Here is a 26,044-nt window from a genome sequence, read left to right as displayed (position 1 = left end):
CATGCCCCGCACAGCCCCCACCCCCACCGCCACCCGCACCGCCCTGCGGATCTGCCCCCTCTGCGAGGCCACCTGCGGGCTGACCCTCACCATCGAGGGCACCCGTGTCACCGGCGCCCGAGGCGATCGTGAGGATGTCTTCAGCAAGGGCTTCATCTGCCCCAAGGGCGCGTCCTTCGGTGAGCTCGACGCCGATCCCGACCGGCTGCGCACCCCCCTCGTGCGCGAGAACGGGGAGCTGCGCGAGGCCACCTGGGACGAGGCCTTCGACCTGGTCGCAGCCCGGATCCGGCCGCTGATCGAGGAGCACGGGCCCAATGCCGTCGGGGTGATCCTCGGCAATCCGAACGTCCACACCATGGCCGGTGCCCTCTATCCGCCCGTCCTGCTCACACTGCTGCGCACCCGCAATCTCTTCACCGCCAGCACCCTGGACCAGATGCCCAAGCACGTCTCCAGCGGCCTGCTCTTCGGCAGCGCGGTCGCCATCCCCGTCCCCGATCTGGACTGCACGGACCATTTGCTGCTGCTCGGCGCCAACCCCCTGGACTCCAACGGCAGTCTGTGCACCGCCGCGGACTTCCCCGGCAAGCTCAAGGCGCTGCGGCGGCGCGGCGGCACGCTGACCGTCGTCGACCCGCGCCGTACGCGTACCGCGCAGCTGGCCGACCGGCATGTCGCCATCCGGCCCGGGACCGACGCACTGCTGCTCGCCGCGATCGCCAACGTCCTCTTCGAGGAGAAGCTCACCGACCTCGGCGCCCTCGAAACGCACGTCGAGCAGGTGGACGAAGTCGGCGAAGCGGTACGGGAGCTCACCCCCGAGGCGGTCGCCGCAGCCTGTGACATGGATGCCGAGGAGATCCGTACGATCGCCCGAGAGCTCGCCGCCGCGCCCACCGCGGCCGTCTACGGCCGCGTCGGCAGCTCGACCGTCGAGTACGGCACGCTAACCAACTGGCTGGTGGACGTGCTCAATGTGATCACCGGCAACCTCGACCGCCCCGGCGGCGCACTCTTCCCGCTCTCCGCCACCGACCGCGCTCCACGCCCCGCCGCCCCCGGCAAAGGCTTCGCGCTCGGCCGGTGGGCGAGCAGGGTGAGTGGATACCCCGAGGCCAAGGGCGAACTGCCCATGGCCGCGCTGGCCGAGGAGATCGACACTCCGGGGGACGGCCGTATCCGCGCGGTCATCTCCATCGCGGCCAACCCGGTGCTCTCGGCCCCCGACGGCGACCGCCTCGACCGCGCGCTGGCCGGGCTCGACTTCATGGTCAGCGTCGATCCCTATCTCAATGAGACGTCGCGGCACGCGGATGTGGTCCTGCCCCCGCCGCCGCCGTCCCAGAGCTCCCACTTCGACTTCGCGTTCAACGCCTTCGCCGTCCGCAACCAGGCCCGCTTCACCCCCGCGGTCGTCCCCCTGGAGGAGGGCCGGATGGACGAGTGCGAGATCCAGGCCCGTCTGGTGCTCGCCGTGGGCGGGATGCACGGCGCCGAGCCGAGCGCCGTCGACGACATGGTCATCGAGAACACCCTCACCAAGGCGGGCGCCCCGAAGGAGCTGGCCGAGCAGCTCACCGGCCGCACCGGACCGGAACGGCGGCTCGACATGATGCTGCGCCTCGGCCCGTACGACCTCAGCCTCGACAAGCTCCTGGAGAACCCGCACGGCGTCGACCTCGGCCCGCTCCAGCCGCGCGTTCCGCAGATCCTCAAGACCCGCAGCGGACGCATCGAACTGCTGCCCGCCCCGATCGCCGCCGATCTGCCCAGGCTGCGGCGCGCGCTGGAGGAGCGGACCACCTCCCTCGTCCTCGTCGGGCGCCGCCATCTGCGCTCGAACAACAGCTGGATGCACAACGTCGCCACGCTCAACGGCGGCTCAAACCGCTGCACCCTCCAGATCCACCCGGACGACGCGGCCCGGCTGGGACTCGAGGACGGCGTCCCGGTCCGCATCACCTCGGACGGCGGCCAGGTCGAAGCTCCGGTGGAGATCACGGACGCGGTACGGACCGGAGTGGTGAGCCTGCCGCACGGATGGGGACACGACCGGCCCGGCACCCGGATGTCGGTGGCGGCCGCGCGCCCCGGAGTCAATGTCAATCAGCTGCTCGACGGCTCACGGCTCGACCCGCTGTCCGGCACCGCTGTGCTCAACGGATTCCCCGTCGACCTGTCACCGGTGCGATGACCTGGGGTTTTGCTCTTATTGCTCACGCGTCAACATCTCGTCGTCAAATGGGCGGCCCTCACATCGCTGAACGTCCTCGGCGCCGGAATTCTCTTCGGCATCATCTGATCAGTCCCCGGGGGGCGGCTGCTGCGCCTCGTCATCGCTTTCGCGCAGGCGGCGGTGTCGATGGCGCGGCCCGCCGTCTCCTGCCAGGCGCGGCGCCCGGCGCGGACGAACGGGGCCCGGGACGGCACCGTACAAAAAGCCCAGCCCAACCTTCGCGCGACTCATTCCCTGACCGGGAGTAGTCGGCTAGTTTCAGGCGTCTCAGCCGCTCCTCTTCCCCCGGTGGAACCCATGAGTCGTGCCATTTCCCTGCGCAGTGTCAGCAAGAGGTACGAGCGAGGCAGTCGCGCCGTCGACCGTTTCTCCCTCGACATCGAGCCGGGCGAGTTCGTGGTGCTGCTCGGCCCATCGGGCTGCGGCAAGTCGACCGTGCTGCGGATGATCGCGGGCCTGGAGGACATCACCGAGGGGGAGCTGCTGCTCGACGGCGAGTACGCCAACCACGTTCCGCCCCGCGAGCGCGCCATGGCGATGGTCTTCCAGAACTTCGCGCTCTACCCGAGCATGACGAACCGCCAGAACATCGGCTTCCCCCTGCGCCTGGAGAACCCGCACGCGGACTGTGACCCGCAGATCGAGGCAACCGCGCGGATGCTCGGTATCGAGGACGTCCTGGACCGTTACCCCAGCCAGCTCTCCGGCGGCGAGCGCCAGCGGGTCGCGATGGGGCGGGCCATCTCCCGCAAGCCCTCGGCCTTTCTGATGGACGAGCCGCTGTCCAACCTCGACGCGAAGCTGCGCAACCACCTGCGGGCGGAAATAGCCCAGCTCACCGCCGAGCTGGGGGTGACGACCGTGTATGTCACGCACGACCAGGCCGAGGCCATGTCGCTCGGCGACCGGGTCGCTGTGATGCGCGGCGGCGTACTCCAGCAGGTGAGCACCCCGCGCGAGACCTATGCCCTGCCCGAGAACGTCTTCGTCGCCGCCTTCATCGGCACCCCGCGCATCAACCTGCTTCAGGCCGTCGTCTACGCGCCGCTGGACGGCCGGATGTCCATCGATCTCGGCAAACAGCGGCTTCCCCTGCCCGAACCGCTCAGCAGCGACCATCAATTGCTCCGTATCCAGCAGGGCAGACAGATCATCGTCGGCCTGCGCTCGGAAGCCACCCGGATCGCCCCGCCGAGTCAGGCCCGCCCCGGCGAGGTCGCGCTGACCGGGATCGTCGAGCACATGGAGTACCAGGGCCACGAGGCGCTGGTGCACTTCAACACCGGCTCACAGCCCGCCGTGGTCGCCGACCTGGAGTCGCCGAGGCCGCATGGCCCCGTCCGCCGGGCCCGCGGCCGCGGCGGCCCGGGCGTGCTGACCCGGCTCAAGGAGCGCGCGGTCGCCCATGTCTCGGGGCCCGTGGTGGCGCTGGACGACCCGGAGCCGCCGCCCGGGGCCGTGGCCGCCGAGCGCCCGTCCGTGGCCACGGGCGATCTCGTGGTGCGGACGGGCCCGGATGTACGGCTGCGCACCGGCGCGCAGGTGCCACTGCTCGTCGATCTCGCCCATCTGTATGTCTTCGACCACCAGGGCCGCAGGATCTGCCCTGCTCCGATGGATCTCCCCGGGCTGTACGGCTGAGGGTCTTCGTTACGCTTCAGGTGCCTCTGGCGTCCAAAAACTAACACCGCTAGTTTGGTGGCCGGACGACTACGGCAGGCTCTGGAGGAGTGCGATGAAGGCACACGACGGGATGTACATCGGCGGCGCATGGCGGCCCGCCCGCGGCCAGGACACAATCGCGGTGGTGAATCCGGCCGACGAGCAGGTCATCGCCCAGGTCCCGGCCGGTACGGCCGAGGACGTCGACGACGCCGTTTGCGCCGCCCGCGAGGCGTTCCGGGGCTGGGCCGCCACCCCGCCCGCCGAACGCGCCGCCCGGATCGCGGCCCTGCGCGATGTACTGGTGGCCCGCGCGGACGAGATCGCCGAGACCGTCACCGCCGAACTCGGCGCGCCGCTCCAGCTCTCGCAGACGGTCCACACGGGCGTGCCGGTCCTGGTCGCCGGTTCGTACGCGGAACTGGCCGCCTCGTACTCCTTCGAGGAGAAGCTCGGCAACTCCACCGTGCTGCTGGAGCCGGTCGGCGTGGTGGGTGCGATCACGCCCTGGAACTATCCGCTGCACCAGATCGTCGCGAAGGTCGCCCCTGCGCTCGCGGCGGGCTGCACCGTCGTACTCAAGCCCGCCGAGGACACCCCGCTGACCGCGCAGTTGTTCGCCGAGGCCGTCGACGAGGCCGGGCTGCCCGCAGGCGTGTTCAATCTGGTGACCGGTCTCGGCACGGTCGCCGGGCAGGCACTCGCTGCCCACGATGACGTCGACCTGGTCTCCTTCACCGGTTCGACCGCGGTCGGCAGGCAGATCGGCGCGACCGCGGGCGGCGCGGTCAAGCGGGTCGCGCTGGAGCTCGGGGGCAAGTCGGCCAATGTCATCCTGCCGAGCGCCGACCTCGCCAAGGCCGTGAAACTCGGCATCGCCAACGTGATGTCCAATTCCGGCCAGACGTGCAGCGCATGGACCCGGATGCTGGTGCACAAGGATCAGTACGACGAGGCGGTGGCGCTGGCGAAGGCCGCGGTCGCGAAGTACGTACCGGGCGAGCGGGTCGGCCCGCTGGTCAGTGCCAAGCAGCAGCAGCGCGTACGCGGCTACATCGAGAAGGGCGTCGCCGAGGGGGCTCGCATGGTCGCCGGCGGCCCCGAAGCCCCGCGCGAGACGGGCTACTACGTCAGCCCCACCGTCTTCGCCGATGTCACCCCGGAGATGACCATCGCGCAGGAGGAGATCTTCGGCCCGGTCGTCTCGCTCCTCAGGTACGAGGACGAGGACGACGCCCTCCGTATCGCCAACGGCACCGTGTACGGGCTCGCGGGCGCGGTCTGGGCCGGCGACGAGGCGGAAGCCGTCACCTTCGCCCGGCGGATGGACACCGGTCAGGTCGACATCAACGGCGGCCGCTTCAACCCTCTTGCGCCCTTCGGCGGTTACAAGCAGTCGGGCGTCGGCCGCGAGCTCGGCCCGCACGGTCTGTCCGAGTACCTCCAGACCAAGTCCCTCCAGTTCTGAGCCGGGAGCCCTACGCATCATGGTCCGTGCCGCCGTACTGCCCGCCGTCGGCTCTCCGCTGGAGATCGCCGACATCGAACTGCCCGAACCCGGCCCCGGCCAGGTGCGGGTCCGCCTCGCCGCGGCCGGGGTCTGCCACTCCGACCTGTCCCTGGCCAACGGCACCATGCGGGTGCCGACGCCGTGTGTCCTCGGCCATGAGGGCGCGGGCACTGTCGTCACCGTCGGCGACGGGGTCACGGACCTCGTCCCGGGCGACGGCGTCGTCCTCAACTGGGCGCCGTCCTGCGGCAGTTGCCACCACTGCTCGATCGGCGAGGTGTGGCTGTGCGCCAATGCCCTCCTGGGAGCGGCGGACGTCTACGCCCGTACAGCCGACGGCGCCGAGCTGTACCCCGGCCTGAACGTCGCGGCCTTCGCCGAGGAAACCGTGGTCGCCGCGAACTGCGTCCTCCCCGTCCCGGACGGCGTCCCGCTCACCGACGCCGCCCTGCTCGGCTGCGCGGTCCTCACCGGGTACGGCGCGGTCCACCACTCCGCCCGCGTGCGCGAGGGCGAGACGGTCGTCGTCCACGGCGTCGGCGGGGTCGGCCTCGCCACGCTCCAGTCCGCGCGGATCGCCGGCGCGTCGACGATCATCGCGGTCGACGTCTCCGAGGAGAAGGAGTCTCTGGCGCGCGGGGCGGGCGCGACCGAGTACGTCCTCGCCTCCGACACCACCGCGAAGGAGATCCGGAAACTCACGGGCGGCCACGGCGCGGACGTGGCGATCGAATGCGTCGGGCGGGCCGCGACGATCCGCACCGCCTGGGAGTCCACCCGCCGGGGCGGGCGTACGACGGTCGTCGGCATCGGCGGCAAGGACCAGCAGGTCACGTTCAACGCGCTGGAGCTCTTCCACTGGGGCCGCACGCTCTCGGGCTGCGTCTACGGCAACAGCAACCCGGCGGTCGACCTGCCGGTCCTGGCAGAACATGTGCGCGCGGGGCGGCTGGACCTGGGCGGCCTGGTGACGGACCGGATCGGGCTGGACGGGATCGCGGAGGCGTTCGCCAACATGCTGGCGGGCAAGGGCGGGCGTGCGCTCGTGGTCTTTTGACAAGATCCGCAGGGGATTGAGCCGGTCGCGCGTCCCTCCCGTAGTTCCCTATGTGCGGCCGCCCCGACACCCCCGCCGGGGCGGTCGCATCCCCACCCCGATCACCCGCCTGCCCGGGAAGGGCGGTCTGCCGATGCCGGCCCTGCCGCGGGCGGCGGCGGATCGCCCTTGCCGGCCGTCGGCTTCCGGGCCCGGGAGCGCGAGAGTGCCACTCCCGCCAGGCACAGCGCCCCGCCCGCCATGGTGAGTGCGGCCGGCACCTCGTCCAGCGTCAGCCACGACATCAGTACGACCAGCGCGGGAACGGCATATGTCGTTGCGCCCATGCGCCCCGCGGTCGTACGGGCCAGCGCGTAGGCCCAGGTCGTGAACGCCAGCGCGGTCGGGAACACGCCCAGGTAGACCATGTTGAGCGTGGCCGACAGCGGAGCCCGCTGCGCCTGTGAGACCAGCTGTCCGGCGAACGGCAGACAGGCCGCCGCCCCGGCCAGGCAGCCGAACGTCGTCACCTGCAGTGCGCTCGCATGCGCCAGCGCGGGCTTCTGGCCCACCACCCCGCCCGCGTATCCCACGGCCGCCAGCAGGCACAGCAGTACGCCCAGCGTCGAGGCCCTGCCCTCGCCCGACATCGAGAGGCCGACGGTCACCGCCCCCGCGAACGACACGGCCATCCCGGCCAGCAGTCGCGGCGGCAGCGCCTCGCCGAGCAGCCGGGCACCGAGCAGTGCGATGAGAATCGGGCCGATGTTCACGACCATCGCGGCCGTGCCCGCGTCGACTTCCTGCTCGCCCCAGTTGAGCGCCACCATGTAGACGCCGAACCACAGCAGCCCGGATATCGCGATCCCCGGCCAGGCGGCACGCGGCGGGGGCCCCTCGCGCCGGACCAGCAGAACGCAGCCGAGGGCGATAGATCCGGCAAGGAGCCGTCCGAGGGCGAGCGCGCCGGGGGAGTACGACTCACCCGCGCTGCGGATCGACACGAAGGCGGAGGCCCACAGAACGACGGTGATGGCCGCGGCGGCGAGAGCGGGCCACTGAGCACGGGCAGGGCGCGGGGACTGCGTCATGCGCCGGCCGCGGGTCCCCAGCTCTTCGGCGTTCACCGCAGTGTCCCGGGCTCGATGCCGAGCAGCTCGGCCAGCGCCCGCTCGCCGTCCTCGGTCACCTTCACCGCGCGCTCGGACCCGATCCGTACGCACCAGCCCGCATCCAGGGCGTGGCGGCACAGCTCCGCTCCCGCGAGTCCCGCGAGATGGGGTTTGCGCTCCGTCCAGTCCAGGCACGACCGGGCGAGCGGGCGCCGCCCCTTGGGTTCCAGCGTGAGCCCCAACGCACGGAACCAGGCGACGCCATGGGCGCTCAGCGCGAAGCCGGTGTCCTGGTGCAGCAGTCCGCGTGCCGTCATGGCCTGGGTGATCGTGATGCCGAGCCGCCCGGCGAGATGGTCGTAGCAGGTGCGTCCGCGGGCCATGGCGCTGCGGGTGCTCGCCGCCCGCAGCGAGGAGGGAGGCGCGTCCGGCGCGGGTGCGGCGTGGGCGGCCAGCTCTTCGACGAGACGGGCGACGTTCTCGCCCGCGAGCCGCACATACCGGTGGCGTCCCTCGCGCTCCTCGGCGAGCAGTCCGCCCGCGACGAGTCTGCCGAGATGCTCGCTGGCGGTCGACGGCGCCACGCGCGCGTGCCGGGCGAGTTCGCCCGCGGTCCAGGCGCGGCCGTCCAGCAGCGCAAGACAGAACGAGGCCCGGGTCTCGTCGGCGAGGAGCGCGGCCAGCGCGGCAAGGTCTCTGGACTGCATAGGTCCAGGATGGCGCCCTGACTGTTCGGCGGCCGCCGAACAGTCGCCGTCAGGCGCGCACCAGGGCCTCGTACTGCATGGCCAGACCGTCGAGGAGCGCCCGCAGGCCCGTCTCGAACGCGCCGTCGTCCACTTTCTGCTGCCGCTCGGCGAGCAGATGCGCCTGACCGAGATGCGGATAGTCGGCCGGGTCGTACGCGGACTCGTCGTCGACGAAGCCGCGGGCGAACGAACCGAGCGCCGAGCCGGTGATGAAATACCGCATCAGGGCGCCGATATAGGTGGCCTGGGCCGGGGGCCAGCCCTCGCGGACCATCGCGCCGAAGACGGCGTCCGCCACCTTGAGGCCCGCCGGACGGCGGCCCGGGCCGCGGGCGAGGACCGGCACGGTGTTGGGGTGGGCGGTCAGGGCCGCGCGGTAGGAGACGGCCCAGTCGTGCAGTGCGGTACGCCAGTCGCGTTCGTCGTCCTCGTCGAACATGGACAGATCGACCTGGGCACTGACCGCATCGGCGACGGCATCGAGGATCTCGTCCTTGTTGCGGAAGTGGTTGTAGAGAGAGGGGCCGCTGACCCCGAGCTCGGCGGCGAGCCTGCGGGTGGAGACGGCCTCCAGGCCCTCGGCGTCCACGAGCGCGCTCGCAGTCTCGACGATGCGTTCTCGGCTGAGCAGGGGCTTGCGCGGGCGGGCCATGCGGCACATAGTAGGGCCTGCCAACAAGAAACTAGCAGTGATAGTTAAAAGTGGGTGGGTGTATGAACCTGGAGCTCGGCGAGGAGCAGACAGCTGTCCGGCAGCTGGCCAGGGACTTCGTCGGCCGTGAGATCACCCCGAACGTCGTCGAGTGGGACCGTGCCGAGAGCGTCGACCGATCGATCGTGAAGAAACTCGGTGCGCTGGGCTTCCTCGGGCTCACCATCGACGAGGAGTACGGCGGCTGCGGCGGCGACCATCTGACGTACTGCCTGGTCACCGAAGAGCTCGGCCGCGGCGACTCCTCGGTGCGCGGCATCGTGTCCGTATCCCTCGGCCTGGTCGCCAAGACCATCGCCGCCTGGGGCAACGAGGCGCAGAAGCGCCAGTGGCTGCCGCGGCTCACCGCCGGTGACGCGCTCGGCTGCTTCGGGCTCACCGAGCCCGGTACCGGATCCGACGCCGGGAATCTCACCACCAGGGCCGTGCGCGAGGGCGACGACTATGTCGTGAGCGGCTCCAAGATGTTCATCACGAACGGCAGCTGGGCCGATGTGGTGCTCCTGTTCGCCCGCACCAATGACACACCCGGACACAAGGGCGTATCCGCCTTTCTCCTGCCCACGGACACCCCCGGGCTGACCCGCCGCACCATCCACGGAAAGCTCGGACTGCGCGGCCAGGCCACGGCCGAGCTGGTGCTCGACGACGTACGCGTGCCCGCCGCCGCGATGCTCGGCCCCGAGGGCAAGGGCTTCGCCATCGCCATGTCCGCGCTCGCCAAGGGGCGGATGTCGGTCGCGGCCGGCTGCGTCGGCATCGCCCAGGCGGCGCTCGAAGCGGCGGTCGGCTACGCGGGCGAGCGCGAACAGTTCGGCAAGCCCATCGCCTCCTACCAGCTCGTGCAGGAGCTGGTCAGCGACATCTCGGTCGACGTGTCCGCGGCGCGGCTGCTGACCTGGCAGGTCGCCGACCTCGTCGACCGCGGCAAGGACTTCGCCACCGCCGCCTCCCGGGCCAAGCTCTTCGCATCCGAGGCGGCGGTCCGCGCGGCGAACAACGCCCTGCAGGTCTTCGGAGGCTACGGCTACATCGACGAGTACCCCGTCGGCAAGCTGCTGCGCGACGCCCGCGTGATGACCCTGTACGAAGGCACCAGCCAGATCCAGAAACTGATCATCGGCCGCGCCCTGACCGGCGTCTCCGCCTTCTGAGCCAGTGCTTTCTGAGGGCCTTGTGAGGCAGTGCCCTGTGAGCCAGGGCCCTCTGAGTACGCGCGTAAGTACTCCTGCGGATGTGGCGCGGGCCGCGCCGTCCGATGCTGACACCCATGAATGAGACACAGGTCAAGCAGCAGAACAGCGCGGCCTTCTACGGACAGGCCGTCGCCTCCTTCGCCGTCGCGCTGGGCGCTGTCGGATTCGGCATCCTCAATCTCGAGGCCGACATCTGGGTGCGTGGGTTCCTCGCCATTGCCGTCCTCTACCTCACGACGTCGGCGTTCACCCTGGCCAAGGCGATCAGGGACCGCCAGGAGGCCGGGCAGATCGTCAGCCGGGTCGACCAGGCCAGGGTGGAGAAGCTGCTTGCCGAGCACGACCCGTTCCAGAAGCTCTAAGCGCTTGCTCACCCTCGGGGTATGGTGTGCCTTCTGAATGAACGGAAGGGGCGAGCGATGAGTGCGGCGGAGGACACGGCCGATGAGGACATGCCGTGGGGCGAGGTCACGCCCGAGGCGGCGAGAAAGCTGCTCGTCGCCGCCGTCGAGGCCTTCGCCGAACGGGGCTACCACGCGACGACGACCCGGGACATCGCGGGCCGCGCCGGAATGAGCCCCGCAGCGCTCTACATCCACTACAAGACCAAGGAAGAGCTGCTGCACCGGATCAGCCGGATCGGTCACGACAAGGCCCTTGAAGTCCTGTCGACCGCGGCCGACACCGGCGGCACACCCTCCGAGCGGCTCGCCGCGGCCGTGAGTTCGTTCGTGCGCTGGCACGCCGGGCGGCACGACACCGCACGCGTGGTGCAGTACGAGCTCGACGCGCTCTCCGACGAACACCGCAACGAGATCTTCGAGCTGCGCCGCAGCAGCGACGCCGTCGTACGCGGGATTCTGCGCGAGGGCGTCGAGACGGGGGAGTTCGACGTCCCGGACGTGCCCGGCACCACGGTCGCTGTGCTGTCGCTCTGCATCGACGTGGCGCGCTGGTTCAACACACGAGGCCGCAGGACGCCCGACGAGGTCGGCGCGCTGTACGCCGACCTCGTCCTGCGCATGGTCTCCGCCCGGAAGGACTAGGGAGCCCGTGAGAGCCCCCGGGGCTCAGAAGAAGTAGCGGGACACCGACTCGGCCACGCAGACCGGCTTGTCGCCGCCCTCGCGCTCCACCGTGACGAGGGCGGTCACCTGCACGCCGCCGCCCGCCTCTTCCACGTTCTGCAGCACCGCCGTGGCGCGCAGCCGCGAGCCCGCCGGCACGGGGGAGGGGAAGCGGACCTTGTTCGCGCCGTAGTTGATGCCCATCTTCATGCCCTCGACCCGCAGCACCTGCGGCACGAAAACGGGGAGCAGCGACAGCGTGAGATAGCCGTGCGCGATCGTTGTGCCGAAGGGGCCGGTCGCCGCCCGCTCCGGGTCGACGTGGATCCACTGGTGGTCACCGGTTGCCTCGGCGAAGAGATCGATCCGCTTCTGCTCGATCTCCAGCCAGTCGCTGTGACCCAGCTGCTCGCCGACCCCGGCGCGCAGCTCCTCGGCGGACGTGAAGATCCTCGGCTCGGCCATGTCTCTGCTCCCTGCGTCTCGTCCGTGCGGAACTCAATGTCTAAGCGCTTGCTCAGCATGGTTGGGCGGACGGCTCCTGTCAACGACGGGCCAGTAGGCTTCGAGGGGTGCCACAGATTCCCGAGAAGATCCACGAGCTCACGGTCGGCCAGCTCTCCGCACGCAGCGGCGCCGCCGTGTCCGCCCTGCACTTCTACGAGTCCAAAGGGCTGATCAGCAGCCGCCGGACCACCGGAAACCAGCGCCGGTACAGCAGGGACGCGCTGCGCCGCGTCGCTTTCGTACGCGCGGCGCAGCGCGTGGGCATTCCGCTCGCCACGATCAGGGACGCCCTGGCCGAACTGCCCGAGGAGCGCACGCCCGACCGTGCGGACTGGGCTCGGCTGTCCGAAGCGTGGCGGGTGGAGCTCGACGAGCGCATCAGACAGCTCGGCCGGCTCCGTGACCATCTCACCGACTGCATCGGCTGCGGTTGTCTCTCCCTGGAGACGTGCGTGCTGTCCAACCCGGACGACATCTTCGGCGAGCGCCTGACCGGCTCCCGGCTGCTGCCGGAGCGCGGCCGGCCGGCGAAGGACCGTGCCCGGCCATGACGCACAGGCGGGCCCGCACCCTCGTGCCGGGCCCGCCTGCTGCGCTGCCGCGCGGGACTACTCGTACTCGGTGCCGCCCTTGCGCGTCAGATACGCGGGGCTGACCGCCTTGGCGATCGCCCTGCCGCCGAGCACCGGGCTGTAGCGCTCGGCCGCGGGACGGATCACGACGCCCTCGCGCAGATGCAGCTCGCGCCCGGACACGGTCTCCCGGCCGCTCGCCAGCTCCAGCACCGTCTCGATGTCGTACGGACCCTCGAACAGCCGGGGTGCCAGCGGCAGTTCGCCCTCCAGCAGCCCGGCCGTCTCCAGCCAGCGGACCTGGCCGTCGATCTCTGCCGACACGTCGAAGACGGCGTAACCGACCGCCTCGGAGCGGGCGTTGGCTCCATAGGCGAGGTCCTGCACGCCGGCGCCGTACACCTCGCCGAAGATCCCGATCCGGCTCGCCCCCAGCTTCTCGGCGAGGCCCGCCGCGACCGCCGGGACGTCGTGGCCGAGCACCGCACGCCAGTACAGGTTGCGCGGATCCTCTGTGAGCGCCAGGCCTTTGGCGCCGAAGCCCTTCGACGACACCTGGACACGGCCCTGACCGTCGTCCGCCACGCTGTATGTCAGCAGGCAGGCCGAGCCGTGCAGCTTCTCGGTGATCACCACCGGCTCGCCGGGCTCGAAGATCTCCGGGTAGCGCTGGATGTTCTCGATGTCGACCCAGGGCAGCAGATCGGGAGCCCGTTCCACATCGCCGCTCATCGTGGGCGGGATGGGCGGCGACCACTTGGTGATCGAGAGCAGCTCGGCGAAGTCCGTGCCGCAGGCGGCCGCCTGCGCCAGATCGACGTCCGCGAGCGCCTGCGGCCGGCACACGATGCCCTGCGACAGCTCGCCGCGCAGCCGAACGGCCTTGACCCGGTTGGACGCCGAGCCGGCCAGCCGTCCCGTCAGCCCCAGTTCCTCGATCAACTCCGCTGGCAGCACGGACTGTTCCGGGATGTAGACAGCGGCGTCACCACTGCGGAAGGCGCCCTTGGCGACGACGGCGCGATACAGGCCCACCTGGGCCAGTTCGAGCGCGTCTGCGTTCGGATGCTCATGGACGGTCAGCAGCTCTGCGGTGACACGCAGCGTGGACATCGGCGTCTCCTCGGTCACGGATTCCGCGTCCACTGTGCGGGCCGTGACCGGGGGCCGGCCACTGAATATCGGGACGCCCTCCCCGTAACCGGGGCGGAGCCCCAGTTCGGGAGGGGCGCGTACAGGCCCCGAAGGGCCCGGCTCAACCTGTCAGGCCACCGACGCCAGCTCCTTGCGTCCGGCCCGCTTGGCCGCCGCCACCGCCTCGGTCGTCAGAACAGGCTGTGGTACGACAATCCCGCAGGCCGTGCAGACCGGCCCGAACCAGGGTTCGTTCGCCAGATCCTGCCGCCACACGATGTGCGTTCCCCTGCACACCGGGCAGCCGTTTCCGGGGTCGGTCTCCAGCGCGGATATCAGTCGCCGCAGGACCTCGTCGAGCGGGGCCGACGGATGGGCGGCCGGGCTGTCGCAGCGGGCGACCCCGTTCCCGCCCCAAGTCCGCCGGTGCCAGTCGTCGACCGACGCCGGCCGTCGCAGTCCGTCGTGCTTCTCGCGCTTGCGGCGGTCCGCGAAACTCTCCTCGTACGCGAGCCAGACGGCCCGCGCCTGTTCCAACTCGTCGAGCGCGGCCACGAGCCGCGCCGGATCGGGGGCCCGGTCCTCGGGCTCGATGCTGTGCCTGGCGCACAGATGAGCCCAGGTCGCTCGGTGCCCATAAGGGGCAAATCGCTCCAGGCACTTGCGCAGCGAATAGCGTCGTAGCGCCAGATCACACCGCGCGTCGCGCACCTGTCTCGCAAGACTGCGGAAACCTGCCATCGCACTGCCACCTCCGTCGCTGGTACTTCGGCGTTGAGGAATGGACGTACGGGTACCCAATCCGGCTCCATCGAAAATTCGATGGGGGTCATCACCATCGAGTGGTGGTAATCACACCGGCTCGTCCCGACGGCTTCTGCGGACCGTCCTGCTGCGAGGCAGGTATCAGTGCGACAACGGTGGGCCGGGCACGGGCGTTGAGCGCGCTCAGCGTCCGATGCGGCCCGCGGCCAGTACCAGTCGCGCCAGCTCCTCATGGCAGATGTCGCTGTGCGCACCGGCAGGAGGCCCGCCGTGCCGCACCACCGAGGCCGTGTCCACGCTGACGCAGCCCGAGCCGGGGATCCCCTGCCGCAGCGCCTCGTCCAGCGTCAGCCTGACCAGCGGCTGCACGGCCTGGATGCCGTCGTGCCCCATCGCCCACCACCGCTTGTCGAACCCGGCCGCGTTCGCGTCGTCCCCGGCCAGGCTGGAGGCAAGCGGATAGATCATGCCGAGCGCGCTGTCGTGCCGCGAGTAGCAGGCCACCACCGGCCCGTCGACGCGGTGCTCCATGGTGCGCAGGGCGCCGCCGCTGTGTGCCGCATGGGGCAGGCTCGGTGCGAACACATAGTGCGACAAGGATCCCTGAAGGAGCGTCAGTGATTTCACGTTGTTCGCGCCGTGGGGCAGCCCGCGCAGCGCGAAGGAGACCAGGCGCGCCCCCTGGCTGTGCCCCACCAGATGGACCCGCACCGTGGGGGAGGACCGGGCGAGCTGGCCCAGCAGCGGGCCGAGTCCCAGCTCGCCGACCGTTCCGGCGCGCCGCTTCATCGCGTAGTACGTGGTCTGCCGCAGGAGTTCCTTCCCGCCCTTCCACACCTTCTTGAGTCCGCCGCCGATGGAGAAGGACTCGACGGCGGGCTCCTTCTCCGTCACCTCCTCGCTCTCCTCCAGCGCGAACGCGAACCTCCGGCACATCGTCAGGGCGTCCTCGAACAGGACGGCGGGCGGACCCTGTTCGTCGTGGGGCAGATCGTCCGTGAAGCACGCCCCCGCGACCCCGCCCGCCGGTGCCTCGGTGAGCTGTCGCGCCAGTGAGCCGAACTCCGCGAAGGCCGCCTCCGACTCGGGCTGTTCGTCGAGCAGTTGAGCAAGCCGTCGTACGGTCCCGTCGTGCCCGGGAAACAGCCGCGCCAGGGCGTCCTGCGTCGCCTCGTCGAGCCCGGGGTCCAGGGGGGCGGCAGTGGCGGACGGCCTGAAGTCCGGAATCAGCTCGTCCGTGAACTTCATGGACGGCCACACGACAGCCACGTATCCCAGCCGTACCCCGTCGCCCGTCAGCCCCGGGAAGGGCGCGAAGAAGGCCGAGTACAGCTGGTTGGCGACGGACGGCGAGTTGTTCCACCCGTGCGCGAACATCACCAGATCGGTGACATCCATTTCAGCCAGACTGTCGCGCTGCGCGGCGTTCACGTCGCCGTCCTTGTCGAAGGTGACTTCCCGGTTCGGCTCCACACTCATTTCCGGCATGACCGGCCCTCCCCGTTTTTGTCCGCTGATGCACCAGCATCCTGCGGGAAGGGAGGAACGGCCATACCTACGACCGTGCTCGATCGCGCCTTGTCCCAGTCGGTCACAGGCGGTCGGCCAGGGGCGGTCGGGCGGTGCCGACGGCCTGTGTCCGGCGTACCACATTCAGCCAATCCCGCGCGACCGGCCGGGTGTTCCAGGTGGTCCCGCCCCTTGCCGGATCAGTACTGCAGGTACGTCCTCCGCACGGCCCTGAAGGCGGCCAGCTCGCCCTGCCACGCCGCCACCACCTCGTCCGGCGCTGCCCCGGCGTCGATCATCGTCCGGACCCTCGCCGACCCGGTCAGCTTGTCGATCCAGTGGTCGGGCCGCCACGCGAAGCCGCTCCACACCCGCTTCGCCGTCACCAGCAGGCCGATACCGGTGCGCACCGGGTCGTAGGAGGCACGGTCGTGGACGTGGAGCTGGACGCCGCCGACCGTCTTGCCCCGGAACTTGGAGAACGTCGGCGTGAAGTACGCCTCGCGGAAGCGGACCCCCGGCAGCGCCAGGGCATTGGCTGCCGCCGCCCAGGCGCGGTCGATGCCTTCCGCGCCCAGCAGCTCGAACGGACGTGTCGTGCCGCGGCCCTCCGAGAGGTTGGTGCCCTCGAACAGGCAGGTGCCCGAGTAGACCAGCGCGGTGTCCGGCGTCGGCATGTTCGGGCTCGGCGGGACCCAGGGCAGAGCTGTCTCGTCGAAGAAGTCCGAGCGCCGCCAGCCCTTCATCCGCACCGTCTCCAGCTCCACCGGACGGGTCAGGAACTCGCCGTTGAACAGCAGTGCCAGCTCGGTGACCGTCATCCCGTGCGCCTGCGCGATCGGCTCGCGGCCGACGAACGTCGCGAAGGCCTTGTCCAGGACCGGCCCCAGCGCGGCCCTGCCCGTCACCGGATTGGGCCGGTCCAGGACCACGAAGCGCTTGCCCGCGAGCGCGGCCGCCTCCATGCAGTCGTAGAGCGTCCAGATGTAGGTGTAGAAGCGGGCCCCGGCGTCCTGGATGTCGAAGACGATCGTCTCCACGCCGGACACGGTGAAGATGTCGGCGAGCGCCTGCCCGCTCTTGGTGTACGTGTCGTACACGGGCAGCCCTGTCGCCGGGTCGTCGTAGCGCCCCTCTGAACCGCCGGCCTGGGCGGTGCCGCGGAAGCCGTGCTCGGGGCCGAAGACGGCGATCAGGTTCACCCGGTCGTCGGCGTGCATCACATCCACGATGTGCGCCAAGTCCCGGGTGACCCCGGTCGGGTTGGTGACGACACCGACCCGCTCACCTGCCAGGGGCGCGTAGCCGTCGGCGGCCAGCCGCTCGAAGCCGGTTCGGACCCGTCGGCCGCCCGCGTGTGCGGTGGCGGGCGAAGAGCCGGCGGCAAGCATGCCCAGCGCGCCACCGGCGGCCAGCAGACCCCGTCTGGACAGGCTCATCGAGTTACCTCCGTGGTCGCTGTCTGTCATGGTCACGCACGCTAGCGTGCACGGCGGGCGTGCGGAACGATTGCGACAGCGCGGTTCGTCCCCGGGCGTCCCTGTGCACACGGGGTCTCATGCCCTCTTCCCTCGCGACATACCGACTGGTTAGTCTGCCCGCACGGGACGGTAAGCAGAGAGGCGGAGCCTGATGGGTACGGTGCAGGGCGCTGGGGTTGTGGTTACGGGCGCGGGCGGCGGCATCGGAGCCGCCCTGGCCCGCCGGTTCGCGGCGGAGGGCGCCCGTGTCGTCGTCAACGACATCGACCCGGCCAGGACCAAGGCCGTCGCCGACCGGATCGGCGCGACCGCGGTGCCGGGCGACGCCTCCGAGATAGTGGAGGAGGCCCGTGAGGCACTGGGCGGCACGGTCGACGTCTACTGCGCCAACGCGGGCCTCGCCTCGCCCGGTGACGTCTTCGCCGACGAGCAGGTGTGGGCCGCCGCCTGGGACGTCAATGTGATGGCGCACGTCCGCGCGGCCCGCGCCCTGCTGCCCGACTGGCTGGAGCGCGGCAGCGGCCGCTTCGTCTCCACCGTCTCCGCCGCCGGCCTGCTCACCATGGTGGGCGCGGCCCCGTACAGCGTCTCCAAGCACGGCGCGTACGCCTTCGCCGAGTGGCTCCAGCTCACCTACGCCCACTGCGGCCTGAAAGTGCACGCCATCTGCCCGCAGGGAGTGCGTACGGACATGCTCACCGCGGCCGGATCCGCGGGCGAACTCGTCCTCGCCCCGACCGCGATCGAGCCCGAGGACGTCGCCGACGCGCTGTTCGAGGGCATCGAGGCCGACCGTTTCCTGATCCTGCCGCACCCCGAGGTCGCCGAGTTCTACCAGGCCCGTGCCGCGACGCCCGAGCGATGGCTTGCGGGCATGAACCACCTCCAGCAGAAGTGGGAAGGAGCGCAGAGGTGACATCCGTCTACGCGGCAAGGCCCTGGCTGTCCCAGCTCACCGACGCCCAGCGGGCCCCGATCACCCCGCCCGCGAGCGTCGTGCACTCCTTCCGCGCCGCCGCGGCCCGCGCTCCCGAGCACACCGCACTCGCCTACTTCGACGGGCGCCTGAGCTACCGCGAGACCGACGAACTCTCCGACTCCGTCGCGGGCCATCTCGGCTCCCGCGGAGTCGTGCGCGGCGACCGCGTGGCGATCATGCTGCAGAACACCCCGCACTTCGTGATCGCGCTGCTGGGCGCCTGGAAGGCCGGGGCGACCGTCGTCCCGCTCAACCCGATGTACAAATCGGCCGAGGTCGCGCACGTCCTGAACGATGCCGACGTCACCGTGCTGATCTGCTCGGACCGCGCCTGGGAGTCGTATCTGCGCGACAGCGCCGCCGACTCGTCCGTACGCCTGGTCCTCACCGCCTGCGAACTGGACCTCCAGAGCCGCGATGACGCGCGCGTCCTCGGCTTCGAGCGGCAGCCGGCCCCGGAGGACACCCACGATCTGCTGGCGGTGGCCCGGCTGGGGCTGAGCGCGCCGGAGGGCCGTGAACTCACCCCTGCCGACGTGGCGTTGATCAGCTACACGTCCGGCACCAGCGGCACCCCCAAGGGGGCCATGAACCTCCACGGCGGCATCGTCTACAACGCCGAGCGGCAGCGCACCGGCCACCCCGTGCCCGAGGGCTCCTGTTACTTCGCGCTCGCGCCGCTGTTCCACATCACCGGAATGGTCTGCGAGCTCGCCGCCTGCATCGCCAACGCGGGCACGCTCGCCCTCGCCTACCGCTTCGAGCCGGGCGTCGTCCTCGACGCCTTCGCCGAGCACCGGCCCGCGTACACCGTCGGCCCGTCCACGGCCTTCATGGCCCTGGCCGCGCATCCCGCCGCCACCCGCGAGCACTTCACATCCTTCCGGGTGATCTCCTCCGGTGGCGCCCCGGTGCCTCCCGCGCTGGTCGAGAAGTTCCGTACGGGTTTCGGCCCCTACCTCTGCAACGGCTACGGCCTCACCGAGTGCACCGCCCCCTGTGCCTCCGTACCGCCCGAGAAGCAGGCCCCGGTCGACCCCGCGTCCGGCACCCTCTCCGTCGGCGTACCGGGACCGGACACGATCGTGCGGATCGTCGACGAGAAGGGCCAGGACGTCCCGCTCGGGGAGCAGGGCGAGATCGCGGTGAGCGGGCCCCAGGTCGTGCCCGGCTACTGGCGGCTGCCCGACGCCACGGCCGAGGCGTTCCCCGACGGTGAACTGCGCACCGGCGACATCGGCTTCATGGACACCGACGGCTGGCTCTACGTCGTCGACCGCAAGAAGGACATGATCAACGCCTCGGGCTTCAAGGTCTGGCCGCGCGAGGTGGAGGACGTCCTCTACACGCACCCGGCGGTGCGCGAGGCCGCCGTCGTCGGCATACCCGACGACTACCGCGGAGAGACCGTCAAGGCTTACATCAGTCTGCGCCCCGGGGCGAGCGTGGAACCGGCCGAAATCTCCGCGTACTGTGCGGAGCGCCTGGCCGCGTACAAGTACCCGCGCGAGGTGGAGATCCTGCCGGAGCTCCCGAAGACGACAAGTGGGAAGATCCTCAGGCGGGAACTGCGTTTCCCGGGGTAATTCGAGACAGCGAGTGAACTTCAGCGAGAGGCAGGTGGCGGCAATGGCCAGGACGACGGACGGGGACGGCACCCCCGTCCCGCAGAGGCTGCTGGGCGCCGCCACCCGGCTCTTCGCCGAACGCGGCTACGACCGCACCTCGGTCCAGGAGATCGTCGAGGCGGCCGGCGTCACCAAGGGAGCGCTCTACCACTACTTCGGCTCCAAGGAGGACCTGCTCCAAGAGGTCTATGCGCGTGTGCTGCGGCTCCAGCAGGAGCGGCTCGACGCCTTCGCGGACGCCGACGAGCCGGTGGAGAGCAGGCTGCGCGGCGCGGCGGCCGATGTCGTGGTGACGACGATCGACAACCTCGACGACGCCGCGATCTTCTTCCGCTCCATGCACCATCTGAGCCCGGAGAAGCACAAGCAGGTGCGGGCCGAGCGCCGCCGCTACCACGAGCGGTTCCGGGCGCTGGTCGAAGAAGGCCAGCAGAGCGGGGTCTTCTCCTCGGCCACACCCGCGGACCTGGTGGTCGACTACCACTTCGGCTCGGTCCACCACCTGTCGACGTGGTACCGCCCCGACGGCCCCCTCACGCCCCAGCAGGTGGCGGACCACCTGGCGGACCTCCTGCTGCGCGCGCTGCGCCCGTAAGGCGGCGGGGCTCCGACGGGAGCCCCGCCCGTGTGTGGGGCCCCGGCTACAGATACTTCTTCAACTCACGCCGCGCCAGCGACCGCTGGTGCACCTCGTCCGGCCCGTCCGCCAGCTTCAGCGTCCGCGCCGCCGCCCACAGTTCCGCCAGCGGGAAGTCCTGGCTCACCCCGCCCGCGCCGTGCACCTGCACCGCCTTGTCGAGGATGTCCACGACCGCCCGCGGTGTCGCGATCTTGATCGCCTGGATCTCGGTGTGCGCCCCGCGGTTGCCCACCGTGTCCATCAGCCAGGCGGTCTTCAGCACCAGCAGCCGCAGCTGCTCGACCGTGACCCTGGCGTCGGCGATCCAGTTCTGTACGACGCCCTGCTGGGCGATCGCCTTGCCGAAGGCCTGACGCGACACGGCCCGCCTGCACATGAGCTCGATCGCCCGCTCGGCCATGCCGATCAGCCGCATGCAGTGGTGGATACGGCCGGGGCCGAGCCGCGCCTGGGCGATGGCGAAGCCGCCGCCCTCCTCGCCGATCAGGTTCGACGCGGGTACCCGTACATCGGTGAAGACCACCTCGGCGTGGCCGCCGTGGGAGTGGTCCTCGTAGCCGTACACCTGCATGGCGCGCCGGACCTCCAGGCCCGGGGTGTCGCGCGGCACCAGGATCATCGACTGCTGGCGGCGGATGTCCTCGCCGTCCGGGTCGGTCTTGCCCATCACGATGAAGATCTTGCAGTCGGGGTTCATCGCGCCGGAGATGTACCACTTGCGGCCGTTGATGACGTAGTCGTCGCCGTCGCGGGCGATCCGCGTCTCGATGTTCGTCGCGTCGGAGGAGGCGACCTCGGGCTCGGTCATCGCGAAGGCGGACCGGATCTCCGCGGCGAGCAGCGGCTCCAGCCACTGCTTCTTCTGCTCGTCGGTGGCGAACTGCGCAAGCACCTCCATGTTCCCGGTGTCGGGAGCGGCACAGTTCAGCGCGGTCGGTGCCAGATGCGGGCTGCGGCCGGTGATCTCGGCGAGCGGCGCGTACTGCAGATTGGTCAGGCCCGCGCCGTGCTCCGCGTCGGGGAGGAAGAGATTCCACAGGCCCTGCCTGCGCGCCTCGGCCTTGAGCTCGTCCATGATCGCCGGGGTGTCCCACGGCGAGGCCAGCTCGGCGCGCTGCCGGTGCTCGATCGCCTCTGCCGGGTAGACGTACTCGTCCATGAAGGCGAGCAGCTTGGCCCGCAGTTCCTCGGTTCGCGCGTCGAATGCGAAGTCCATGTGTACTCAGCCTTCCTGGAGGGTGGTGAGGCCGTGCTCGATGAAGAGGGGCACCAGCGCGCCGATCCGGTCGAATCCGGCGCCGACGGTCTGGCCAAGCGTGTACCGGTAGTGGATGCCCTCGAGGATCACGGCGAGCTTGAACCAGGCGAAGGCCGTGTACCAGGAGATGGCGGAGGCGTCGCGCCCGGAGCGGGCGGCGTACCGCTCGATCAGCTCCGCCGCGTCCGGGTGCCCCGCCGCGCCGGCGGTGGTGCTGACGGGCGAGTCGGGCAATTCCAGCTTGACGCTGTACATCACCAGCAACCCGAGGTCGGTCAGCGGGTCGCCCAGCGTCGACATCTCCCAGTCGAGGATCGCCTTGATCCGGTCGTCCGGGCCGACCAGGACGTTGTCCAGCCGGTAGTCGCCGTGGATGACCGCGGGCGCGGGGGAGCGGGGCAGCGAGCGGCCGAGGGCGGCGTGCAGTTCGTCAATGCCGGCCAGTTCGCGGCCACGGGAGGCTGCCAGCTGCTTGCCCCAGCGGCGCAGCTGCCGGTCGAGGAAGCCCTCGGGCCGGCCGAAGTCTCCGAGACCCACCGACTCGGGGTCCACGGCGTGCAGTTCGACCAGCGTGTCCACCAGGCCGAGGATGGCGTTCCTGGTGCGCTCGGGGCCGAGCGGGGCCAGTTCCTCGGCCGTGCGGTAGGGAGTGCCGTCCACGAATTCCATGACGTAGAACGGCGATCCGATCACCGAATCGTCCTCGCACAGCAGCACCGGCTCGGGCACCGGCACCGCGGTCGGGTGGAGCGCGCTGATCACCCGGTGCTCGCGCTTCATGTCGTGCGCGGTGGCCAGTACGTGACCGAGCGGGGGCCGTCGGACGACCCAGCGGCCGGTGCCGTCGGTGACGGAGTACGTGAGGTTGGAGCGGCCTCCCTGGATCAGCCGGACGCCGAGCGGTCCGCTCACCAGACCCGGGCGCTCGCGGTCGAGATAGCCGCGCAACTGCTCGGGATCGAGGCCTGGCGGGGGGACTGAGCTCATTGGTGGCACCTCCGAGGGGGCGGGTAGGGCGGATCCCGCTCATCATGACCGACCAGTCGGTATGTCGTCCAGAGTGCGAGCGGAACCAGGGCCTGGATCACAGGATCCAGACCCGCATCCCGCTACGTGTGGATGCGGCCGCGAGTGGGCCGGGTGGTTCAGGCGTGGCAGGCCACCGGGACGCCGCCGTTCATCGCCGCCATGTCACCGAAGACTGTGGCCGGATCAAGGGGGGAGCCCTCCGGCAGGCCGTCCAGCTCCGCGTACGCCCGGTGCAGATTCGCCACCAGTCGTTCGCTCTCCCTCAGCTCGGCGAAGACCCCGAGATCGGCCTCGCGGGCCGTCTCCAGCGGAGTGAGCCCCTTGGCGTGTCCCTGCCCGGCCAGCTCGGCGACGTGGCGCAGATAGCGCTCCGTGGCGTCGTACGCGGCCGGGTCGGTGATCGGGCCGTGCCCCGGCACAACAGTCGTCGCGTCCAGCGAACGCAGCACGTCCAGAGCCCGCAAGGACCCGCTCAGCGAGCCCATCGGGATGAAGGGCGTGCCGCCCTCGAAGATCAGGTCCCCGGTGAAGACCACCCGCTGCTCCGGCAGATGCACGATCGTGTCCCCGGGGGTGTGCGCGACGCCGCCGGGGTGGATGAGCCGTACCTCGATGTCCCCGACATGAACGGTGAGCCGGTCGTTGTACGTCACGGTCGGGGCGATGATCGGGATGTCGCCGAAGTCGGTCGCCGGCCACAGCAGATGGAGCTGGTGCCCGGCCTCCAACTGCTCGCTGCGGCAGGCGTCGTGCCCGATCACCACGGCCTCGGGCAGGAAGACCCCGTTGCCGTAGGTGTGGTCGCCGTGGTGGTGGGTGTTGACGAGGGTCCGCGGAAGCGGGACCCCGGTCGCGACGAGCGACTCACGCAGCGACCGGGCGCGCCGCTCGGTGGCGGCGGTGTCGACGAGGAGAGTGAACTCCCCGTCGCTGACGAACCCCGCGTTGTTCAGGCACCAGCCGCCGTCCGGCTGGACGTAGGCGTGCACTTCCGGTGCGAGCTGGACGGTGTACGGATCCATGGCGGACAACTGAACTCCCCCTCGTCGAGGCCGAATCGGTCGGCAGGAGCCTGCCAGCCGGCCGCCGCGCGAGTAAAGCCGGGGGTGCCGGGGGCGTTCAGTGGTCGTCCCAGTGCCCGTCGTGCTCGGCGTGACGGTGTCCGTCGTGGACGTAGTCGACATGGTCACCGTGCTCCACGGCCGGGTGGCCGCAGCCGGCACCGTGCTCGTGCGCGTGGCCGCTGTGCGAGATGTGTTCGCCGGGCTCGCACTCGTCCCAGTGGCCGGAGTGGGAGCGGTGGAGGTGGCCGTCGTGGACGTAGTCGACGTGGTCGCCGTGGGGGACTTCGGCGTGTCCGCAGGCGGGACCGTGGACGTGCTCGTGCGCGGGGTGCTCAGGGTGGAGGACAGTCATTATGCTCACCTTTGATCTGATATGCACCGTTCTGTCACCGTCCCAGGCTAGCCCGCTGGACCTGGTCCGTCCGGGGCCCGGCGACGTGCCGCGCCGCGGGAAACCGGGTGACGGCACCCTCGCGCTCCGGCCGGCTTGCGCGTGCGCCGCCCCCGGCCGAGGGTCGGATCATGAAGGCGATCAGCTACAGCCGGTACGGCGGCCCCGAGGTCCTTGAGTACGGCGAGCGTCCCGAGCCCAAGGTCGGACCGGACTCCGTCCTGGTCAAGGTGCGCGCGGCGGCCGTCAACCCGGTCGACTGGAAGGCCCGTGAGGGGTACATCGACGCCCTCTTCGAACCGGTGTTCCCGGTGATCCCCGGCTGGGACGTCTCGGGTGTCGTCATCCAACCGGGCATCGCCGTAACGGAGTTCGCGGTCGGCGACGAGGTGATGGGATACGTACGCGAGGACTTCCTCGGCCGCGGCACCTTCGCCGAATATGTGGCGGCCCCCGTCCGCACGCTCGCCCGCAAACCCCTGAACCTGAGCTTCGAGCAGGCCGCGGGGCTGCCGCTGGCCGGCCTCACCGCGTACCAGGTGCTTCACGGCGCGCTCACGGTGAAAGGCGGGGACACGGTCCTGGTGCACGCCGCCGCGGGCGGTGTCGGGTCACTCGCCGTACAGCTCGCCAAGCACGCGGGGGCACGTGTGATCGGCACGGCCAGCGAACGCAATCACGACCATGTGCGCGAGCTCGGCGCAGAGCCGGTGACATACGGGGACGGGCTCGACGACCGGGTCCGCGCCCTGGCCCCCGACGGCGTCGACGCGGCCTTCGACACCATCGGCGGGGTCGCGCTCAGGTCCGCGGCCGCGCTGCTCGCTCCCGAGGGCAGGCTCGCCTCGATCGCGGACCGCGAAGTCCTGAGCCTGGGCGGCCACTACTGCTGGGTGCGGCCCGACGCGGCGCAGCTGGCGGCGCTGGGCGAGCTGGCGGAACAGGGCGTGATCTCCGTCCATGTCGACCGGACCTTCCCCCTGGAGCAGACGGCCGAGGCTCAGGCCCTGAACGCCGAGGGCCGCACCCGCGGAAAGGTCGTCGTCACCGTCGACTGGGAGACATGACGTCCGTGACGCCTCACCGCAACCTCAGACCACCATCGCCACCGCGAACCCGGCCAGGGCGATCGTGCACGCCACCGCGGCCAGCGCCGCCCGGGCGGACAGCGTCCGCGGCCTCGGCCCGGTGCCCAGCTCGCGCAACCGCCAGTGGGCCACCCGCAGAAAACTCAGCCACACCAGCGCACTGCAGGCCGCCGCGACCAGCCCGGCCGCGCTCAGATCGCCGCCCGCCACCAGCCGGGCCGCGAGCACGGCCGCCACGGTGAACGCCAGCGTGGTCCTGCGCCACGCGAGCCTGGTCCGCTCGGGCTGCAGCCCCGGATCCCGCTCGGACGCGGCCGTCAACGCCCGCCCTCCCAGCCGAACAGCACGACCACCACCATCACCATCGCGACTACGGCGACCACCAGGCTCAGCAGCGTCGGGAACCGCGTAACGGGCAGGTCCTCGCCCCTGCGCATCGCCCGCTCGCACCGCACCCAGTGGTTCACGGCCCGCAGCGCACAGAACACGCCCGCCCCCAGCAGCCCGAGCGCCATCCCGGCCCGCAGCCACCGGGCCAGCTCCGGAAAGAACTGATCGACCGCGAACCCGCCGCCGATGAGGGCCAGCGCCGTCCGGAGCCAGGCGAGAAAGGTCCGCTCATTGGCGAGCGAGAACCGGTAGTCGGGAGTCCCGCCCTCCTCACTCACTCGCTGGGGCGCGAACCACAGCCGCAGACTCCGTCCGAAATCGCTCAC

Annotated in this window: 26 protein-coding genes; 12 read left to right on the top strand and 14 right to left on the bottom strand. The window is 70.7% G+C overall.

Features of this window, described 5'->3' with window-relative positions:
- Position 1 precedes the first annotated feature (1 nt).
- The 4 genes from FBY35_RS25050 to FBY35_RS25035 all read left to right on the top strand — a co-directional run bounded on the left by FBY35_RS25050 (position 2) and on the right by FBY35_RS25035 (position 6,468).
- Complete coding sequence (locus tag FBY35_RS25050; RefSeq protein ID WP_142216236.1) at positions 2 to 2,197, top strand: molybdopterin oxidoreductase family protein; 2,196 nt, start codon at positions 2 to 4, stop codon at positions 2,195 to 2,197.
- A 339-nt stretch (positions 2,198 to 2,536) separates the two neighbouring features.
- Positions 2,537 to 3,880: an ABC transporter ATP-binding protein gene (locus FBY35_RS25045; RefSeq protein ID WP_142216235.1), complete on the top strand. Its 1,344-nt coding sequence runs from the start codon at positions 2,537 to 2,539 to the stop codon at positions 3,878 to 3,880.
- Between the two features lie 94 nt (positions 3,881 to 3,974).
- Positions 3,975 to 5,369: an aldehyde dehydrogenase family protein gene (locus FBY35_RS25040; protein WP_142216234.1), complete on the top strand. Its 1,395-nt coding sequence runs from the start codon at positions 3,975 to 3,977 to the stop codon at positions 5,367 to 5,369.
- Between the two features lie 19 nt (positions 5,370 to 5,388).
- Complete coding sequence (locus FBY35_RS25035) at positions 5,389 to 6,468, top strand: Zn-dependent alcohol dehydrogenase (RefSeq protein WP_142216233.1); 1,080 nt, start codon at positions 5,389 to 5,391, stop codon at positions 6,466 to 6,468.
- Positions 6,469 to 6,569: 101 nt separating this feature from the next.
- Here the strand turns inward: FBY35_RS25035 and FBY35_RS25030 are convergent, their stop codons facing one another.
- From FBY35_RS25030 to FBY35_RS25020, 3 genes are read right to left on the bottom strand one after another with little or no spacing between them, the layout of a single operon-like run.
- Positions 6,570 to 7,538, bottom strand: a complete 969-nt coding sequence (locus FBY35_RS25030; protein ID WP_142216232.1) for a DMT family transporter — start codon at positions 7,536 to 7,538, stop codon at positions 6,570 to 6,572.
- 32 nt (positions 7,539 to 7,570) lie between these two features.
- Positions 7,571 to 8,266, bottom strand: coding sequence for a helix-turn-helix transcriptional regulator (locus FBY35_RS25025; protein WP_142216231.1), 696 nt, complete (start codon positions 8,264 to 8,266; stop codon positions 7,571 to 7,573).
- Positions 8,267 to 8,315: 49 nt separating this feature from the next.
- The gene (locus FBY35_RS25020; RefSeq protein ID WP_142216230.1) at positions 8,316 to 8,960 is read right to left on the bottom strand and encodes a TetR/AcrR family transcriptional regulator; all 645 of its coding nucleotides are present in this window, start codon (positions 8,958 to 8,960) and stop codon (positions 8,316 to 8,318) included.
- A gap of 62 nt (positions 8,961 to 9,022) precedes the next feature.
- Between FBY35_RS25020 and FBY35_RS25015 the strand changes: the two genes are divergently transcribed.
- From FBY35_RS25015 to FBY35_RS25005, 3 genes are all read left to right on the top strand, one after another.
- Complete coding sequence (locus FBY35_RS25015) at positions 9,023 to 10,174, top strand: acyl-CoA dehydrogenase family protein (protein WP_142216229.1); 1,152 nt, start codon at positions 9,023 to 9,025, stop codon at positions 10,172 to 10,174.
- A gap of 116 nt (positions 10,175 to 10,290) precedes the next feature.
- Positions 10,291 to 10,578: a YiaA/YiaB family inner membrane protein gene (locus FBY35_RS25010; RefSeq protein ID WP_142216228.1), complete on the top strand. Its 288-nt coding sequence runs from the start codon at positions 10,291 to 10,293 to the stop codon at positions 10,576 to 10,578.
- A 57-nt stretch (positions 10,579 to 10,635) separates the two neighbouring features.
- Complete coding sequence (locus tag FBY35_RS25005; RefSeq protein WP_142216227.1) at positions 10,636 to 11,262, top strand: TetR/AcrR family transcriptional regulator; 627 nt, start codon at positions 10,636 to 10,638, stop codon at positions 11,260 to 11,262.
- 24 nt (positions 11,263 to 11,286) lie between these two features.
- Here FBY35_RS25005 and FBY35_RS25000 read toward each other — a convergent pair whose 3' ends face one another.
- Entirely contained in the window at positions 11,287 to 11,748 is a 462-nt protein-coding gene (locus FBY35_RS25000) for a MaoC family dehydratase (protein WP_142216226.1), read from the bottom strand.
- 107 nt (positions 11,749 to 11,855) lie between these two features.
- On the opposite strand from FBY35_RS25000, the gene soxR reads away from it, so the two are divergent.
- Positions 11,856 to 12,341 (top strand): redox-sensitive transcriptional activator SoxR, encoded by a 486-nt coding sequence (gene soxR, locus FBY35_RS24995; RefSeq protein ID WP_142216225.1) that lies wholly within the window; start codon positions 11,856 to 11,858, stop codon positions 12,339 to 12,341.
- Between the two features lie 57 nt (positions 12,342 to 12,398).
- Here the strand turns inward: soxR and FBY35_RS24990 are convergent, their stop codons facing one another.
- From FBY35_RS24990 to FBY35_RS24975, 4 genes are all read right to left on the bottom strand, one after another.
- The gene (locus FBY35_RS24990; protein ID WP_142216224.1) at positions 12,399 to 13,475 is read right to left on the bottom strand and encodes an RNA ligase (ATP); all 1,077 of its coding nucleotides are present in this window, start codon (positions 13,473 to 13,475) and stop codon (positions 12,399 to 12,401) included.
- 150 nt (positions 13,476 to 13,625) lie between these two features.
- Positions 13,626 to 14,237, bottom strand: a complete 612-nt coding sequence (locus tag FBY35_RS24985) for a hypothetical protein (protein ID WP_142216223.1) — start codon at positions 14,235 to 14,237, stop codon at positions 13,626 to 13,628.
- 207 nt (positions 14,238 to 14,444) lie between these two features.
- Positions 14,445 to 15,749, bottom strand: a complete 1,305-nt coding sequence (locus tag FBY35_RS24980; protein WP_399208816.1) for a serine-threonine protein kinase — start codon at positions 15,747 to 15,749, stop codon at positions 14,445 to 14,447.
- Between the two features lie 221 nt (positions 15,750 to 15,970).
- Positions 15,971 to 17,209, bottom strand: a complete 1,239-nt coding sequence (locus tag FBY35_RS24975) for an exo-beta-N-acetylmuramidase NamZ domain-containing protein (protein ID WP_142216222.1) — start codon at positions 17,207 to 17,209, stop codon at positions 15,971 to 15,973.
- A gap of 193 nt (positions 17,210 to 17,402) precedes the next feature.
- Between FBY35_RS24975 and FBY35_RS24970 the strand changes: the two genes are divergently transcribed.
- The 3 genes from FBY35_RS24970 to FBY35_RS24960 are packed head-to-tail and all read left to right on the top strand — an operon-like array spanning position 17,403 to position 20,453.
- Positions 17,403 to 18,167, top strand: coding sequence for an SDR family oxidoreductase (locus tag FBY35_RS24970; RefSeq protein ID WP_142216221.1), 765 nt, complete (start codon positions 17,403 to 17,405; stop codon positions 18,165 to 18,167).
- Entirely contained in the window at positions 18,164 to 19,816 is a 1,653-nt protein-coding gene (locus FBY35_RS24965; RefSeq protein ID WP_260848813.1) for an AMP-binding protein, read from the top strand. The genes FBY35_RS24970 and FBY35_RS24965 overlap by 4 nt, the downstream gene beginning before the upstream one ends.
- 43 nt (positions 19,817 to 19,859) lie before the next feature.
- Positions 19,860 to 20,453: a TetR/AcrR family transcriptional regulator gene (locus tag FBY35_RS24960; protein WP_142216219.1), complete on the top strand. Its 594-nt coding sequence runs from the start codon at positions 19,860 to 19,862 to the stop codon at positions 20,451 to 20,453.
- A 46-nt stretch (positions 20,454 to 20,499) separates the two neighbouring features.
- On the opposite strand, the gene FBY35_RS24955 is transcribed toward FBY35_RS24960, so the two are convergent.
- The 4 genes from FBY35_RS24955 to FBY35_RS24940 all read right to left on the bottom strand — a co-directional run bounded on the left by FBY35_RS24955 (position 20,500) and on the right by FBY35_RS24940 (position 24,201).
- On the bottom strand, positions 20,500 to 21,714 hold the full coding sequence (locus FBY35_RS24955) for an acyl-CoA dehydrogenase family protein (RefSeq protein WP_142216218.1): 1,215 nt from the start codon (positions 21,712 to 21,714) through the stop codon (positions 20,500 to 20,502).
- A 6-nt stretch (positions 21,715 to 21,720) separates the two neighbouring features.
- Positions 21,721 to 22,743 (bottom strand): phosphotransferase family protein, encoded by a 1,023-nt coding sequence (locus tag FBY35_RS24950; RefSeq protein WP_142216217.1) that lies wholly within the window; start codon positions 22,741 to 22,743, stop codon positions 21,721 to 21,723.
- A gap of 158 nt (positions 22,744 to 22,901) precedes the next feature.
- Entirely contained in the window at positions 22,902 to 23,816 is a 915-nt protein-coding gene (locus FBY35_RS24945) for an MBL fold metallo-hydrolase (RefSeq protein WP_260848812.1), read from the bottom strand.
- Positions 23,817 to 23,904: 88 nt separating this feature from the next.
- Positions 23,905 to 24,201, bottom strand: a complete 297-nt coding sequence (locus FBY35_RS24940; RefSeq protein WP_142216216.1) for a hypothetical protein — start codon at positions 24,199 to 24,201, stop codon at positions 23,905 to 23,907.
- Between the two features lie 170 nt (positions 24,202 to 24,371).
- Between FBY35_RS24940 and FBY35_RS24935 the strand changes: the two genes are divergently transcribed.
- Complete coding sequence (locus tag FBY35_RS24935; protein WP_142216215.1) at positions 24,372 to 25,307, top strand: NADP-dependent oxidoreductase; 936 nt, start codon at positions 24,372 to 24,374, stop codon at positions 25,305 to 25,307.
- A gap of 24 nt (positions 25,308 to 25,331) precedes the next feature.
- Here FBY35_RS24935 and FBY35_RS24930 read toward each other — a convergent pair whose 3' ends face one another.
- Positions 25,332 to 25,649, bottom strand: a complete 318-nt coding sequence (locus tag FBY35_RS24930; RefSeq protein ID WP_142216214.1) for a DUF202 domain-containing protein — start codon at positions 25,647 to 25,649, stop codon at positions 25,332 to 25,334.
- A complete protein-coding gene (locus tag FBY35_RS24925; RefSeq protein ID WP_142216213.1) occupies positions 25,646 to 26,044 on the bottom strand; it encodes a YidH family protein in 399 nt (132 codons plus the stop codon). The genes FBY35_RS24930 and FBY35_RS24925 overlap by 4 nt, the downstream gene beginning before the upstream one ends.

It is taken from the genome of Streptomyces sp. SLBN-118, from assembly GCF_006715635.1.
GTDB lineage: Bacteria > Actinomycetota > Actinomycetes > Streptomycetales > Streptomycetaceae > Streptomyces.
The sequence above is the reverse complement of the archived record's forward strand: the minus strand, read 5'-3'. Positions and strand labels throughout refer to the sequence as shown.

What these genes read in the sequence shown, in the direction of transcription:
- FBY35_RS25050 (WP_142216236.1), top strand. Translation starts at nt 2, where the DNA reads ATGCCCCGCACAGCCCCCACCCCCACCGCCACCCGCACCGCCCTGCGG.
- FBY35_RS25045 (WP_142216235.1), top strand. Translation starts at nt 2,537, where the DNA reads ATGAGTCGTGCCATTTCCCTGCGCAGTGTCAGCAAGAGGTACGAGCGA.
- FBY35_RS25040 (WP_142216234.1), top strand. Translation starts at nt 3,975, where the DNA reads ATGAAGGCACACGACGGGATGTACATCGGCGGCGCATGGCGGCCCGCC.
- FBY35_RS25035 (WP_142216233.1), top strand. Translation starts at nt 5,389, where the DNA reads ATGGTCCGTGCCGCCGTACTGCCCGCCGTCGGCTCTCCGCTGGAGATC.
- FBY35_RS25030 (WP_142216232.1), bottom strand. Translation starts at nt 7,538, where the DNA reads ATGACGCAGTCCCCGCGCCCTGCCCGTGCTCAGTGGCCCGCTCTCGCC.
- FBY35_RS25025 (WP_142216231.1), bottom strand. Translation starts at nt 8,266, where the DNA reads ATGCAGTCCAGAGACCTTGCCGCGCTGGCCGCGCTCCTCGCCGACGAG.
- FBY35_RS25020 (WP_142216230.1), bottom strand. Translation starts at nt 8,960, where the DNA reads ATGGCCCGCCCGCGCAAGCCCCTGCTCAGCCGAGAACGCATCGTCGAG.
- FBY35_RS25015 (WP_142216229.1), top strand. Translation starts at nt 9,023, where the DNA reads ATGAACCTGGAGCTCGGCGAGGAGCAGACAGCTGTCCGGCAGCTGGCC.
- FBY35_RS25010 (WP_142216228.1), top strand. Translation starts at nt 10,291, where the DNA reads ATGAATGAGACACAGGTCAAGCAGCAGAACAGCGCGGCCTTCTACGGA.
- FBY35_RS25005 (WP_142216227.1), top strand. Translation starts at nt 10,636, where the DNA reads ATGAGTGCGGCGGAGGACACGGCCGATGAGGACATGCCGTGGGGCGAG.
- FBY35_RS25000 (WP_142216226.1), bottom strand. Translation starts at nt 11,748, where the DNA reads ATGGCCGAGCCGAGGATCTTCACGTCCGCCGAGGAGCTGCGCGCCGGG.
- FBY35_RS24990 (WP_142216224.1), bottom strand. Translation starts at nt 13,475, where the DNA reads ATGTCCACGCTGCGTGTCACCGCAGAGCTGCTGACCGTCCATGAGCAT.
- FBY35_RS24985 (WP_142216223.1), bottom strand. Translation starts at nt 14,237, where the DNA reads ATGGCAGGTTTCCGCAGTCTTGCGAGACAGGTGCGCGACGCGCGGTGT.
- FBY35_RS24980 (WP_399208816.1), bottom strand. Translation starts at nt 15,749, where the DNA reads ATGCCGGAAATGAGTGTGGAGCCGAACCGGGAAGTCACCTTCGACAAG.
- FBY35_RS24975 (WP_142216222.1), bottom strand. Translation starts at nt 17,209, where the DNA reads ATGAGCCTGTCCAGACGGGGTCTGCTGGCCGCCGGTGGCGCGCTGGGC.
- FBY35_RS24970 (WP_142216221.1), top strand. Translation starts at nt 17,403, where the DNA reads ATGGGTACGGTGCAGGGCGCTGGGGTTGTGGTTACGGGCGCGGGCGGC.
- FBY35_RS24960 (WP_142216219.1), top strand. Translation starts at nt 19,860, where the DNA reads ATGGCCAGGACGACGGACGGGGACGGCACCCCCGTCCCGCAGAGGCTG.
- FBY35_RS24955 (WP_142216218.1), bottom strand. Translation starts at nt 21,714, where the DNA reads ATGGACTTCGCATTCGACGCGCGAACCGAGGAACTGCGGGCCAAGCTG.
- FBY35_RS24950 (WP_142216217.1), bottom strand. Translation starts at nt 22,743, where the DNA reads ATGAGCTCAGTCCCCCCGCCAGGCCTCGATCCCGAGCAGTTGCGCGGC.
- FBY35_RS24940 (WP_142216216.1), bottom strand. Translation starts at nt 24,201, where the DNA reads ATGACTGTCCTCCACCCTGAGCACCCCGCGCACGAGCACGTCCACGGT.
- FBY35_RS24935 (WP_142216215.1), top strand. Translation starts at nt 24,372, where the DNA reads ATGAAGGCGATCAGCTACAGCCGGTACGGCGGCCCCGAGGTCCTTGAG.